Here is a 13,376-nt window from a genome sequence, read left to right as displayed (position 1 = left end):
TAAAAGACCCGCCACATGAACCTCAACTTCAACCAGCTCTGGCGTTATCAGGACGATTTCCTGCATGGTATTCAGACGACACTGACGCTGACCCTAATAGCGACGGTGGCTGGCATGCTCATTGGCCTGGCCGGTGCGCTTTTGTCCAACAACCGTCAGCCGGCGGTGCGGTTAGCCGTGCGCACCTATGTAGAAATCATCCGCAACACTCCGGCGCTGATCCAGATATTCCTGATCTTCTTCGTACTGCCTTTTGCTGGGTTGCGCCTGCCGCCGTTTGAGGCGGCTGCACTGGCGCTATCGATCTACATGGGCGCCTATACAGTCGAGATCTTCCGATCCGGTCTCGCCTCGATCCCGAAGAGCCAGATCGAAGCCGGCCTCTGCCTTGGTCTCTCTCAGTTCCAGCTGTTCCGCTACGTGATATTGCTGCCCGCAATGCGAAACGTTTATCCGTCGCTTGCCAGCCAAGTGATCCTGATCCTACTGGGGTCGTCGCTTGCCAGCCAAGTATCGGCAGATGAGTTGTTCCACACCGCCGCCTTTGTCGAAAGCCGCACATATCGCAGCTTCGAAGTCTACGCCGTAGTCTGTGCCATCTATTTCACCATGGTGCTTTCGCTGCGGCTGATCTTTGTCGGTGTCGAGCGGATTGCCTTCCGCTGGCCAACCCGTCGCTAGGAAGCAAACGATGCGCGGATTTACCTTCTCCGACTTCCTCACCATGCTTTGGGCCGTACAATGGACTGCCACGCTGGTGATTATCTCGCTCACTCTCGGTGGCCCGCTGGGTCTAGCGATGGCAATGATGCGGTCCAGTCGCAATGTCATCCTCAACGGCATTTCGCTAGTTATCCTGCAGGTCGTGCAGGGGGTGCCTTTGCTCGGCATGCTGATGTTCTTCTACTTCGGTGTGCCGATTTTCCTGGGCATTCAGGTACCAGCGCTTGTCTCGGTTTGCGTTGCGTTCACAATTTTCACCGCAGCGTTTCTCGGTGAAATCTGGCGCGGAGGCATCCAGGCGGTGCATACCAACCAGAGCGAGGCGGCAGCCTGTCTCGGCCTCACGCGCTGGCAGGGTTTCCGCCACGTCATCGCGCCACAGGCCTTCAAGGTTGCGTTGCCTGCCACGGTCGGCTTCGTGGTGCAGCTGATCAAGAATACGTCTCTGGCCTCAGTCGTGGGCTTTGTAGAACTCGCACGCGCCGGCCAGTTGGCCAGCGCCGCCACTTTTGCGCCACTCACCGCCTATGCCTGCGTCGCTGCCATCTATTTCGCCATCTGTTTCCCACTGACTCAGTGGTCCCGCTCTCTGGAGAAGAAGCTTCATGTCGTTCGTTGAAATCAACAATGTCCGCAAAGCCTTCGGCGTCACAGATGTGCTCAAAGGCGTGACGATCAACGTCGAAAAGGGTGAAATCGTCACAATTATCGGCCGCAGTGGCTCGGGCAAATCGACCCTGCTGCGCTGCATCAATGGCCTCGAAACCATCAATGACGGCGAAATCCGCATCAATGGCGAAGTGGTGCATCACAAAGACACCGATCTGCGCCTGCTGCGCCAAAAGGTCGGGATCGTGTTCCAGCAGTTCAATCTATTCCCGCACATGACAGTGGAGCAGAACATAACACTTGCTCCCACGCTGACCAAGCGCCTGCATAAAGGGGAGGCTGCACGCCAGCTGGCTCTCGAAGTACTGAGTCGTGTCGGACTAGAACAGAAGATCGACGCCTATCCTGAACAGCTCTCCGGCGGTCAGCAGCAGCGCGTAGCGATCGCGCGTTGCTTGGCCATGGGCCCGGAACTGATGCTGTTCGACGAAGTGACCTCGGCACTCGACCCCGAACTGGTGGGCGAAGTTCTCAAGGTCATGGAGGATCTGGCCCGCCAGGGTATGACCATGATCCTCGTTACCCATGAAATGAACTTCGCACGCGATGTCGCGTCTAAGATCGTCTTCATGCATGCCGGCCGGGTACATGAACAGGGGCCCCCTGCCGAGCTTTTCGCCAATCCGGCGACCCCGGAACTGAAAAATTTCATCAGTTCCACAAAGTGACTATCCAAGGGAAAGAGACCAAAATGAACTTCAAGACTGCCTTTGCGGCCGCCGCCGTAGGGCTGATGGCCATGGCGCCTGTCAATGCTTTCGCAGATAAGCTGACAGACATCCTCAACAATGGTGCTGTTCGCATCGGCGTGCTCGCCGACTCCGCCCCGTGGGGGTTCCGGGACGGTTCGGGCATTCTAACCGGTTTCGATATCGGCCTGGCCAATATGGTCGCTGCAGACCTCGGCGTTAAAGCCGAGATTATCGAAGTGACCGGCGCTGCCCGTATCCCGAGTCTGCTCTCGGACCAAATTGACATTTTGATTGCTGCGGCCGGTGCAACGCCTGAGCGGGCCCAGCAGGTCATGTTCACCGCGCCTTACGTCGCAACCGATCTCGGTGTCTTCGGTTCGGCGGATTCTGCAGATTTCGAAACTCCCGAAGCCATGGCTGGCGTGTCGATAGCCGTCGCTCGTGGCAGCACGCTCGACGTGTGGCTTACAGACAATGCGACCGGTGCCAACATCGTGCGATTTGAAGATGCCGCCAGCGCACTGGCTGCCTACTCTGCTGGCCAGACCCAGTACTTTGCTGAAAACAGTGTGATCGTCGCCAACGCCCAGGGCGCCGCTGATCTCAAACTCAAGTTCCGCATCCGTCAATCCCCGGCACACATCGCCGTCAATCAGGGCGAACACAACCTGCTTCAGTGGTTGAATACTGATCTGTTCTTCAACCGCCTTAACGGCAAGCTGGACGCATTGCAGATCGAATACTTCGGCGAAGTTTCCGCCGTCCCGAACATGCTCTAAGGAAAGCAGAACTCATATGACCCAGCGTTTTGAAGTCGGTCCGCGTATGAGCCAGGCGGTAATCCATAACGGGATCGTGCACATCGCCGGTCAGGTTGCCGACAACCGCAGATCGTCGCTCGAACAGCAGACTCGCGAAGTCCTGGCCAAGATCGAGTCCCTTCTCGCTCAGGCCGGTAGCGACAAGTCGAAGCTGCTTTCGGTAACGGTGCTGTTGCCGAATATCACCGACTTCGACGCGCTGAACTCCGTCTATGACGCATGGATCGATCCCGCCAATCCACCAGCGCGCGCCTGCTACGAGGCCCGACTTGCTGATCCCGACCTTCGAGTCGAGCTAACGGCCATCGCCTACGTCTAACTTGTCGGGCGGCGGCCAACTATCGCCGCCGCCCTCTCTAATGAGAAGCAACTCCCATGCACACCGGTATTTTTCACAATCTTGATCTCGATGCCGACGGCAAGTCGATGACCCATTTGTCTATTCCGTTTTCCGTCGACCGCTCGCCTTACTTCCAGGTGAAGGTCCCCGTGACCCGCATTCGCAACGGCGATGGTCCAAGCCTGCTCCTCATGGCAGGCAATCACGGTGACGAATATGAGGGCGAAATTTCACTGGTTCGCCTGGCCCGTCTGCTTCAAGCGTCCGATATCCGCGGCTCGGTCACCATTATTCCCTTCGCCAACGCACCTGCGGTTATGGCGGCGCGCCGTCGCTCGCCGCTCGACGAAGGAAACCTCAACCGCGCTTTCCCAGGCGACGCCAATGGCACCCCCACTCAACGCATCGCCCATTTCCTGGAACATGTGTTGTTCCCTAAGCATGATGTGGTGATGGACTTGCATTCCGGCGGCACCTCAATGGAGCACCTACTCTGTGCGCTGATCGAACGGCAGGGCCAGCCCGAGCAATTTGCTAAGTCGACCCGGCTGATGCAGGCCATGGCCCTGCCATATGGTTTCATAGCCGAGAATGGCTCTGCAGCGCCGACCTCTATGGCTGCGGCAGCCCGCGCAGGCGCCATCGGCCTTAGCGGCGAATTCGGTGGCGGCGGGACGGCCACCAAGCAGTCCATGGCTGTAACAACGCAGGCGATCGACAACGTATTGATGGCGATGGGCATTTGCGACAAGCCGGTGCTGTCTCGTGGCCCGCTGCAGAACCAGACCATGACCTTGTTGGCACTCTCCAGCCATGAGCAGGCCATCTATGCGACCCGCCGCGGCTGGTTTGAGCCCGCGGTTGCAATTGGTGACAGGGTGGAAGAGGGGGATGTCGCGGGATGGTATCACGACTTCGAAAGACTTGATCTGGTTGAAGAAACCCTGCACTTTCCCGTGGGGGGGGTCGTGTTGTCGCGGCGTCTGCATACCGACTCCCAGGCTGGCGATTGCCTCCTTCAGGTCGGGTTGTTGATTTAGATGAGCGAGCGTTTGGGCAGTATGGTGAACGATCTGACTGCCCATTCCTTCGACGATGTGGTGCGCATTCAGCCTACTGAAGCGACCGCACCGGGAGGTCGCGCCAAGCCGCTGCGCATCGAGGAGGTCGCAAAGCTCGCAGGTGTTTCGCCGATCACGGTCTCCCGCGCGCTGCGCAACCCCAAGCTTGTCTCCGTAGTCACGCGAGAACGCATTCTGGCGGTTGTGCAGGAGACGAACTACTGGTCAAATCCCCACGCCTCGGCGCTACGATCGGGCCGGTCCAGCATCGTGGCGGTGCTTGTCTCGAACCTGCTGAGCCAACAATATACTCAAGCCGCCCGCGCCTGTGCTGAAGTGATTGAAGATCACGGTTTCCAGATGTTGGTCGGGCAGACATCCTATTCATACTCGCGAGAACTGTCAGCGATCCAGTCGTTGCGCGCCTTACGACCAGCCGCCGTGTTCCTGACTGGCGTCATCGAGTTAGAAGAGAATAGGCAGATGCTGCGCGATCTCAACATTCCCATCGTCGAGAGTTGGGCCAATACGCGCGATCCTATTGACATGCTGGTCGCTTTTTCAAATGTCGACGCAGGGAGGTTGGCCGCCTCGTACCTCTACGATCGGGGATACAAGTCTCCGGCATTCATCGGGCGCGGTGGTGGACGTGGAAAACTACGGTTGCAGGGCTTTTCTCAGAGGCTGAGGGAGCTCGGACTTGATCTAGTCGGCAATGTGGTAGTCGATTGGGTCGAAAGCGTCGAAGATGGGCGCAAGGCTTTTCGCCAATTGCAGGCCAGTGGCATCGCCTTCGACAGTGTTTTCTGTGCCAATGATCTGCTCGCGACAGGCTCCCTGATCGAGGCGGTGTCACAGGGCTTATCCATTCCAGGTGAGGTTGGTATACTCGGCTTTGGTGACCAGCAGTTTGCTATGAGCCTCTCACCGCGCATGTCGATGGTCGCCGTAGACACAAAACAGATCGGCCGCCATGCCGGGGCAATGATCCTCGGGCGCCTGAACGGAGAAGAGGCCGAAGGCCGCGTTTGCCTCGACCTCTCTCTACTTGTCGGTGGTACCGCCTAGACCCTTTCAATTAGACTTGCCAAATCGCGGTTCGGATTTTGCGCGGTTTGACCCCACATACTGTTCAAACGCCAGAACCACATAACGTATGTTATGGCTGCTTTTGGGGAACGGCAAGATCGTTCAAATGGCAGAAATGGGGGCGGCTTCTGCCAATCTATTCATGCCCCCAAAGCTGTCGAACTATTCGTTAGTCCGCCCATCGAATTTTTTGCGAGCGTCGACGATATAGTCCTGTTGCGACCGCGCCCAGCTTGCGAGAGTGAGCAGTGGCTCGTGTAGGGACCGCCCCTGCTCGGTGAGCTCATAATCTACCCGCGGGGGGATCGTGGCAAAGGCGGTGCGCGTCACGAGGCCGTCGCGCTCTAATCCTCGAAGGGTTGTCGTCAGCATTTTATGCGACACGCCCGGTATGGCCCGCTGCAATGCATTGAAGCGCATCGTGCCGTGTGTGGACAGCGCGCCAACGATCATGATGGTCCATTTGTCGCCGATCCGCTCGAAGATCTGGCCAAGCGCCTTACAGTTGGCTTCGCCTTCAGCGGCGTAGTCGACCTCGATCAGTTGCAGTTTTGCTTGTGCCATCATCGCTCCATTACGCACCTTGAGGTGCGTGACGTTCATTCACGTGCGTTCTTGCGCCGTTTTTAAGATCCATCATATCGCTACGAACTAACGGAACGTAACGAAAGGCTCAATCATGAATATCGGTGTCAGCGGGGCGAGCGGCAAGCTTGGCCAAGCAATTGTCCGAGAACTCCAAGCCCGCAATAGTGACCATGTATTGGTCGCTATCTCCAGGACGCCCGCGAGCACTCCTGGCGTTGAAGGCCGCGTCGGCGATTACGACAAGCCCGAGACGCTGGCGACCGCTTATGCGGGCCTCGACAAACTCATCATCATCCCGACAACTGACCTGCGTCCCGGCATGCGCGGCACTCAGAACGAAACCGCAATCACTTCTGCGGTCGCAGCAGGGGTCAAGCACATCGTGTTTCTGTCTGCTGCGGGGACGCGAGAACAGGCCGAGCCGGCAATCGGCGCATCTTATTGGCGTGGCGAACAGGCGCTAATCAAATCCGGGGCTTCTTGGACCATCCTGCGCATGAATTATTATGCCGAAGCTCTGGCCGACGAGGCGGAATCTGCCCTCGCGACCGGCGCACTCACCGGCTTTGGCGAAAACAAGGTCGCCTTTGTCGGGCGAGAAGACGTGGCCGCAGCGGCCGCAGGGATTGTCCTGACCGAGGGCCATGCCGGCGCGATCTATAATGCCACTGGTGCAAAGAGCTATACTGGTGCCGAGCGCGCAGCGCTAATGGGCGAGGTGCTGGGCAAGACCGTGGTCTTTGCCGCCATTCCTGTCGAAACCTTCAAGGCTGGCATGGCGCAGATGGGCCTCCCTAGTTTTGTGATCGACACTATCACCGGCATCCAGCTGGATTTCGCCAGCGGTGCGTTCGACGTGGTAACCGGCGACGTCGAAAAGCTCGCTGGCCGCAAGCCGCAGGATCTACGCGACGTGCTCGTTGCCAAGCTGGGTTAGGAGAACAAGCTTGAATTTGAAATGGGTCTATTGGGGTGCCACAGTTCTTCTGGCACTGATGTATGTGGCTGGCGGGGTCATGTACCTGACGAATATTCCGCTGGTGCAGGGCACCTTTGCTCAGTTGGGTTACCCGGCCTATCTGGTTCCGATTTTGGCCGTGGTCAAACTCGCTGCTGCGGTGACCATTGTCTGGCGCTTCAGCGTGGCGCTGACTGATCTAGCCTATGCCGGCATGCTGTTCCACCTGCTGCTGGCGCTTGCGGCACATCTGGGTGTTGGCGACATGGCGTTCGCGCCGGCAATTGTGGGCCTAGTGCTGCTCGTCGCCTCGTTCCTTACGCAGAACGCGGCGCGGAAAAAGCCTTCACCCTATGGTTCTCTCGCAGCGCTGCGGTCGATCTCCCCACGATAGAGCCGATCATTGAGGATCGGGGCTAACCCGGTCCTTACCTTAAGGGAACCTGATCATGGAACTGGGTATATACACCTTTGGCGACATAATCGCCGATCCCCATACCGGGCGGAAACCATCCTCGGGCGAGCGCATGCGCCAATTGCTCGACATGGCCCGGCTGGCTGACGAGGCAGGGCTCGATATCATTGGCGTGGGTGAACATCACGGCCGCGACTTCGTCAATTCTGCCACCGCGACGTTGATCGCCGGCATGGCCGCAGCGACCAAGCGCATCCGCCTCACTAGCGCCTCGACCCTGTTGAGCACGGCTGACCCCGTTCGCACCTTTCAGGAGTTCGCCATGGCGGATCTGGTGTCCGGTGGGCGGGTTGAGGTCATCTTTGGGCGCGGCGCCTTTAACGACAATTTCCCGCTCTTTGGCTATGACATGGCCGACTACGATGCGTTGTTTGCAGAAAAGCTCGGGCTGTTCGAGCAACTCAATGCCAATGAAGGGGTGAATTGGTCGGGCAGGTTTCGGCCAGCCCTCAACAATGCCGAAATAGCCCCGCGGCCTCACCAGGCCAAATTGCCGGTCTCCATCGGTGCGCTCTCGCAGGGTAGCGTCGCGCGTGCAGCCCGGCTGGGCTACCCTCTGGTCATTCCTGTACTCGGTGGCTCCATCGAGGGCTACGCCAATATCGCTCAATACTATCGCGCGGTTTGGGCACAGGCCGGGCACCAACTGCAGGACGCGAAAATTGCGCTGTTCTCTCATCTCCACGTGACAGAAACGGCGCCGGAAACCGAGCAGGACTTTTATCCCTACTATTCGGCCTATCTCCGGCCGATGTTCAACGGCCCTATCCCGCCAGCTGTCTATGCGCAGATGCTCTCGCCACAAGGCACGCTGGTCGGCGGTTCGGTCCAGCAGGTGGGGTGGTTGATGACGCAAGGTTAGGGAACGCACCTATTCGATGCCTCGATAAACTGCAATGATTGGTCAGAACCTGTGTCTCAGAATTAGGTTCTGACGCCGGGAAAAGCCTCGGCAGGGAGTGGCTCATGGCTTTGATCCCGGCCCGCCGCGCTAGGCGCGCAATACGGATCAGGCAACTGGTCTCACCTTAATAGAGCAGATCATCATGTGGCTCGCGGTAGCCATAGACCTTGCCGCTCTACTGCCACGCATCATCGATCAGCTGGGTCTTTGGGAATGTCCTCCTGCGCCCGTTTGCTCAATGGGCCCCTAAGCCAAGCGTAAAAGCCTCTGGCGTGGATGCGCAGGCACCGGCACATAAAGCGCACACATTATTGAAGGCGACGCTCGGCAACGAACGCGTACCTCACTTTGCATCCTTGGCGAAGTCACAGCCGCTTTCCTAAGGAACACTCACAACTTCTGTCGCAGGCTCAATATGATAGCCGAGGGAGAGGGCATGGCGCTGCAGATTGGCAAGAACCCGGCCGCAGTGGTCGTTATAATACGATGCAGTTTCCGTACCCTGATAGCGCATAACGTGATGAAGGGAGTTGTAGAACTTATAGCGACCTTACGGGCGGTGGCTGTTACCGCCTTCTGTTCGCCAATGCGCCCGGCCAAACGCCGATAGGAATGCCCCGCAAAAAACGGGGCATTGCCAGAACACATTTAAGTAACCATGGGGGTCGAGGCTACCGGTGGCCCGCAAATCCAATCGGCTCCGTGTTTCGTAAGTCTAAACTGAATGTTGCTGCTCCGCACAAGGAGCCTTGCCTTGGGCCTTATTTGGCTATGGTGGGAGGGATTATCCTAGCCAATGGGAAAGTTTGTATGTTGCGTACAGTAGTTGGGCGGCCCTATTATATGGGGGCACGCTAAGTGGCCCTTCAGTTTTTTCAGCGCGCAAAAGCGAAGCGAAATGCTATCAATGCTGATGCGATGGCGGCCCTGAACAAGTCGCAGGCGTTTATCGAGTTCGAGCTGGACGGAACCATCATTACAGCCAACGACAATTTCTTGTCGGTGATGGGGTATGAGGTGGAAGAGGTCGCTGGCCGCCATCACAGCATGTTCCTCGAGAACGATTATGCCAACTCTCCGGAATATAGAAAGTTTTGGGACAAACTGGCCGCGGGTGATTTTCAGCGTGCGTGCTTCAAACGGCTTGGCAAGGGCGGCAAAGAAGTCTGGATTGAAGCCTCCTACAATCCGCTGATCGACGCTGACGGCAATGCCTACCGGATCATCAAAGTGGCGAGTGATGTCACCGCCCGTCACAAGGAATCTTCGGACGCGCGCGGTCAGATCAGCGCCATATCGCGCTCCCAAGCCGTTATCGAATTCGAGCTTGATGGCACTATTATCTCGGCCAATGAGAACTTCTGCAGAGCGCTGGGCTATCGGCTCGATGAAATTCGCGGCCAACATCACAGCATGTTCGTCAACCCGAACGAAGCGTCCGGAGCGCAATACATAGAGTTCTGGCGCAGTCTCAGCATGGGTGAGTTTTCGTCGAATGAATATAAGCGCATCGGCAAAGATGGCAGAGTGGTGTGGATCCAAGCATCCTACAATCCGATCTTCGATGCCAACGGGCGTCCCTACAAAGTGGTCAAATACGCAACGGACATCACCGAGCGCAAGATGGCCGTCGATGCGCTTAGTCATGCATTGAATTTGCTAGCTCAGGGGCATTTGGACTGTCATATCACCGAGGCGTTTCCCGGCGAATTGGCGCAGGTTCGCACGGCGTTCAACGACACCGTGAGCCGGTTTGGTAATCTCGTACAAGAACTGCGGGGCACGACGACGGCGCTGCGGTCGGCGACTGGCGAAATCCTTGCCGGAACAAATGATTTAGCCGAGCGGACGATGCGGCAGGCCGCCGCAATTGCCGACACCAGTTCGGTTATCGAGCAGCTTTCACAGGCCGTAACGGAAAATGCGCATCGTGCGGAAGCCGCCCGGGCAAATGCTACGAATGTGTCTGACGATGCGGTCGACGCTGGCGATGTTATGGGCCAGGCGCATCAGGCCATGGAAGATGTGACGGTTCAGGCCGCGAAAATCTCCAACATCATCGGTATGATTGATGAAATCGCATTTCAGACCAATCTTTTGGCGCTTAATGCCTCTGTAGAGGCGGCGCGCGCTGGCGATGCCGGTAAGGGCTTTGCCGTTGTAGCTGTGGAAGTCCGTCGGCTCGCGCAATCGGCCTCCAGCGCCTCCAGTGACATCAAGGTTCTCATCGAGCGATCAGCGGAGGCCGTCGCGACGGGGAGTAAGCTCGTTTCGGCAGCGGCCGATCGCTTGGTGGCGATGGTTAACCGCGTTCGGGGAAGTGCCGAACTCATGGAAGAGATCGCTCGCGCCAATGGCGAGCAGGCCAGTACCATCTCGGGGGTCAACTCAGCTGTCCGGAAGATGGATGAGATAACGCAGCACAATGCAGCGCTTGTCGAGGAAACAAACGCGGCGATTGAGCAGACCGAAGGCCAGGCGAGCCGTGTTGATAGTCTCGTTGAGTTTTTCGTGGTTGGAACTGAAGCACCGTTAACATCGATCTGTCCAAAATCCCTGAAAGCCAAAAATACGTCGATGAAGGCTCGCATCCCGCCTCTACGCTGGGAGCCAAATTGATTACTAGGAGATCTGGGGACGTTGTCGTGGGAATCCCGGAAGGCTGCAAGATGCAGCAGCTTCAGAGCGTGCCATCGGCTTTTACGCCGAATTATGCCCGCGAAGAATTCTATGAAATCGCGTCCAAGCTCTACAACGCTCGCGCTGAAGGCCGACGCGGACAGCGACACTGTCCGCGTCGGCACATGTTGCGCTTGAGGCAGCGACCTCCTGCAGGGGCTGCCGGGGCAGTAGCTCGACCGAGGTAACACCTGTAGATTTGATGTAGTCGATGACTTCGCGTTAAGCCAAACCTTAAAGGTGCCGCGAAGGTTTTCCGGTATCGCAGGGTGAAGATGGCTGACCCTTTGATGTGGGTTTCGTAAGAAATGGTATTGGCCCAAGCGATGCAAGGCTTTTCGTCGTTGCTTTATTCGTAGGCGACGGGATCAACGACGCGAACTTTTTGGGGTGACCAAAGTGCTGTCTTCGTGGTTGAAGGAAAGGTCCTTGCCCCCGGCGTCCGAACGTTAGCCCAAATGGGCGGAAGGACTACTGGATGTCGCCCAACAGCGCGCATAAGGATCGATCAGCAGCTTGTTGGGGGGGCGCTCGCCTGTGCATCAATCGCTGTGATCAGCAAGATGAAGAAATTCAGGAACCACAAGGCTCCCCAGCCATTGACAACCCTGAGACCGGTGCGCGTCAACCGGACCCGGCGGCATAGGGAACGAGGATGGTTTTTCCGGTTTCCCGCCTCGGCCAACGAATTGGCAGCCGAGCCCTTATCCCGCCCGCTCCGGTTTCGTCACCTTCTTGGCAGAAATCAACTCCTGCGCAGCACGGATCTGTCATCGGAATTCAACGATTTGCCTATCCACGTGCCCGCAGTCGCCTATCTCTTGGAAGTTGGATCCGGCGCAAATTTTCGTCGACGATCAGGCTGTCGGGCATCTAAAACACTGCCTCATGCATGCAAAGTCCTCGGAGTTGACCACCAGTGCGCTCTACCGTTGTCTCAGCCGCCGGTAGTTAAAGAGCGTCCAGCTCGGCATCGGCCTTTCTGGCCGTAAAGGACGACTTCCCCTCAATGTGAGAGTATACTAACCGCCAATAGGTGTCCTGGTGGTTCGAGCCGATAGAAAGCTCAATCTCTGCTGAAGGCGAACCATATAAACTGTACCAGTAGGCCTCGCTCTTGCTCAAGGCGTAGGCAAAATTGTCGGCCTTTCCGTAAAAGTTATCCGAGGAAGGTCGATGACTCCTACTCGTCAAAGCGTAGCTTTTTGCCAGCGATGCGGCCAACTGGTCATAGCGTGATTTGGCCTGGGAGCCGTACTTGTCGTTGTCAAACTCATTGCCTATCGCAGCCACCCTCCACAAACGATCATCATAGCCGAAGGACAGCACCACCGCTTCTAAGTCCGATATCGCCTTGGGTAAATTTGTGGCCGCAAATGACTTCCCGAACGTCGCAATATCCATTGGTGTTAGCGCTACTCCGAGTGCCTCAATTTCCACGCTGCTAGCCATCCACCTCAAACCGAATGGGGCCGCATCCTCTTGAGCATTCGCATTTGAGGCGAAAGCCAAAAAAATGAGAACGGTCAATGTGTAAAGTCGGGCGATCATAGGGCGTCTCCATCATTGTCGACTATGCTTTGACCAATAGGCTGCTGGGGCTCGGCAGGCTCTACTGAAAAGCGGAAGTAAAATCCATATTGCTCAGCCAACCTGGCCTGATTGAGTTGAGCTATCGATACCTCGGTCGTGGCTGCGTTCAACAAAGCCATAGTCTGGATCAAGCCACCCGAATATCTTGCTGCTTCAGCCTGCATCCGATCTCGCTCCGCACTGGCCACCTTGATCTCGCGCTCGATACTTGCAACAGCCTCTGAGTTCGGTGCTGCTCTTTCACCGTCTACCGTGTAGGCAAGATCAATTCTGCGCAGCATGCTCGACCGCTTCTGCTCCAGCATCGCGGCCGTAGTCCGAAGAATTTCAATTCTTGCCGTGAAGAGGTTCTCGATTGCGCCACCTGAAACTGCGGTGCGATCAGCTTCGGCTCGCGCTATCTCGGAATGTACTGCGGCCAGATCAGCATTGACTTGCTCTGTAGACGGATCTGAGCTTAGGCGATCCAGTCCCACAAATAGTGTTATCAGAACGATTGCGCATGCAATCGCGACGGATATGACGAACTTCAATTGATTTCCTCAAGCAGTAGGCTGGATTTGACCATCGCATCAGGCAATTACAGTGTCCAGTCTCAACAACAATCTGGCATGCAACGCGGACGAAACTGAGGAAACTATCTACCCACCCTATGGCCGCGGACGACCCTGTTGCGGACGTTAGTTTGTTGCAGTGCTTCTCTGGTGAAGTAGCTTACGCTGCAAATTGCGTGCGTTCATAACATTGATCCCGATGTATCGCCCGCTTGAAAGCTGCTTCAGGA

Annotated in this window: 14 protein-coding genes and 1 pseudogene; 11 read left to right on the top strand and 4 right to left on the bottom strand. The window is 56.9% G+C overall.

Annotated elements, in window-relative coordinates; genetic code table 11:
* Nucleotides 1-15 precede the first annotated feature (15 nt).
* The 7 genes from JHL21_RS13375 to JHL21_RS13345 are packed head-to-tail and all read left to right on the top strand — an operon-like array spanning nt 16 to nt 5,374.
* A complete protein-coding gene (locus JHL21_RS13375) occupies nt 16-681 on the top strand; it encodes an amino acid ABC transporter permease (RefSeq protein ID WP_200213989.1) in 666 nt (221 codons plus the stop codon).
* Nucleotides 682-691: 10 nt separating this feature from the next.
* Entirely contained in the window at nt 692-1,342 is a 651-nt protein-coding gene (locus JHL21_RS13370; RefSeq protein WP_200213987.1) for an amino acid ABC transporter permease, read from the top strand.
* Entirely contained in the window at nt 1,329-2,060 is a 732-nt protein-coding gene (locus JHL21_RS13365) for an amino acid ABC transporter ATP-binding protein (RefSeq protein ID WP_200213985.1), read from the top strand. Before JHL21_RS13370 ends, JHL21_RS13365 begins: the two co-directional genes overlap by 14 nt.
* A gap of 23 nt (nt 2,061-2,083) precedes the next feature.
* The gene (locus JHL21_RS13360; protein WP_200213983.1) at nt 2,084-2,863 is read left to right on the top strand and encodes a transporter substrate-binding domain-containing protein; all 780 of its coding nucleotides are present in this window, start codon (nt 2,084-2,086) and stop codon (nt 2,861-2,863) included.
* Nucleotides 2,864-2,879: 16 nt separating this feature from the next.
* Nucleotides 2,880-3,224: a RidA family protein gene (locus JHL21_RS13355; RefSeq protein WP_200213982.1), complete on the top strand. Its 345-nt coding sequence runs from the start codon at nt 2,880-2,882 to the stop codon at nt 3,222-3,224.
* A gap of 56 nt (nt 3,225-3,280) precedes the next feature.
* Nucleotides 3,281-4,285: a succinylglutamate desuccinylase/aspartoacylase family protein gene (locus JHL21_RS13350; RefSeq protein ID WP_200213980.1), complete on the top strand. Its 1,005-nt coding sequence runs from the start codon at nt 3,281-3,283 to the stop codon at nt 4,283-4,285.
* Nucleotides 4,286-5,374, top strand: coding sequence for a LacI family DNA-binding transcriptional regulator (locus tag JHL21_RS13345; RefSeq protein ID WP_254082054.1), 1,089 nt, complete (start codon nt 4,286-4,288; stop codon nt 5,372-5,374).
* Between the two features lie 183 nt (nt 5,375-5,557).
* On the opposite strand, the gene JHL21_RS13340 is transcribed toward JHL21_RS13345, so the two are convergent.
* Nucleotides 5,558-5,959 carry a helix-turn-helix domain-containing protein gene (locus JHL21_RS13340; RefSeq protein WP_200214137.1) on the bottom strand — a complete coding sequence of 134 codons (402 nt, stop codon included), beginning with the start codon at nt 5,957-5,959 and terminating at the stop codon, nt 5,558-5,560.
* Between the two features lie 115 nt (nt 5,960-6,074).
* On the opposite strand from JHL21_RS13340, the gene JHL21_RS13335 reads away from it, so the two are divergent.
* From JHL21_RS13335 to JHL21_RS13325, 3 genes are read left to right on the top strand one after another with little or no spacing between them, the layout of a single operon-like run.
* A complete protein-coding gene (locus JHL21_RS13335; RefSeq protein ID WP_200213978.1) occupies nt 6,075-6,920 on the top strand; it encodes an SDR family oxidoreductase in 846 nt (281 codons plus the stop codon).
* A 10-nt stretch (nt 6,921-6,930) separates the two neighbouring features.
* A complete protein-coding gene (locus JHL21_RS13330) occupies nt 6,931-7,335 on the top strand; it encodes a DoxX family protein (RefSeq protein WP_200213976.1) in 405 nt (134 codons plus the stop codon).
* A 55-nt stretch (nt 7,336-7,390) separates the two neighbouring features.
* The gene (locus JHL21_RS13325; RefSeq protein WP_200213974.1) at nt 7,391-8,278 is read left to right on the top strand and encodes an LLM class flavin-dependent oxidoreductase; all 888 of its coding nucleotides are present in this window, start codon (nt 7,391-7,393) and stop codon (nt 8,276-8,278) included.
* 106 nt (nt 8,279-8,384) lie between these two features.
* On the opposite strand, the pseudogene JHL21_RS17795 reads toward JHL21_RS13325, so the two are convergent.
* Nucleotides 8,385-8,685 (bottom strand): annotated as a pseudogene (locus JHL21_RS17795) (IS3 family transposase); the annotation flags it as partial.
* Between the two features lie 493 nt (nt 8,686-9,178).
* Here JHL21_RS17795 and JHL21_RS13320 point away from each other — a divergent pair.
* Nucleotides 9,179-10,939 carry a methyl-accepting chemotaxis protein gene (locus JHL21_RS13320; RefSeq protein ID WP_200213972.1) on the top strand — a complete coding sequence of 587 codons (1,761 nt, stop codon included), beginning with the start codon at nt 9,179-9,181 and terminating at the stop codon, nt 10,937-10,939.
* Between the two features lie 1,011 nt (nt 10,940-11,950).
* Here the strand turns inward: JHL21_RS13320 and JHL21_RS13315 are convergent.
* Together JHL21_RS13315 and JHL21_RS13310 are read right to left on the bottom strand one after the other, a co-directional pair.
* Complete coding sequence (locus tag JHL21_RS13315) at nt 11,951-12,550, bottom strand: hypothetical protein (RefSeq protein WP_200213970.1); 600 nt, start codon at nt 12,548-12,550, stop codon at nt 11,951-11,953.
* Nucleotides 12,547-13,125, bottom strand: coding sequence for a hypothetical protein (locus JHL21_RS13310; protein WP_200213968.1), 579 nt, complete (start codon nt 13,123-13,125; stop codon nt 12,547-12,549). The genes JHL21_RS13315 and JHL21_RS13310 overlap by 4 nt, the downstream gene beginning before the upstream one ends.
* Nucleotides 13,126-13,376 lie beyond the last annotated feature (251 nt).

Source organism: Devosia sp. WQ 349K1, from assembly GCF_016595685.1.
Classification (GTDB): domain Bacteria; phylum Pseudomonadota; class Alphaproteobacteria; order Rhizobiales; family Devosiaceae; genus Devosia.
Note: the sequence above shows the minus strand (reverse complement) of the source record. Positions and strands in the feature narration are given on the sequence as shown.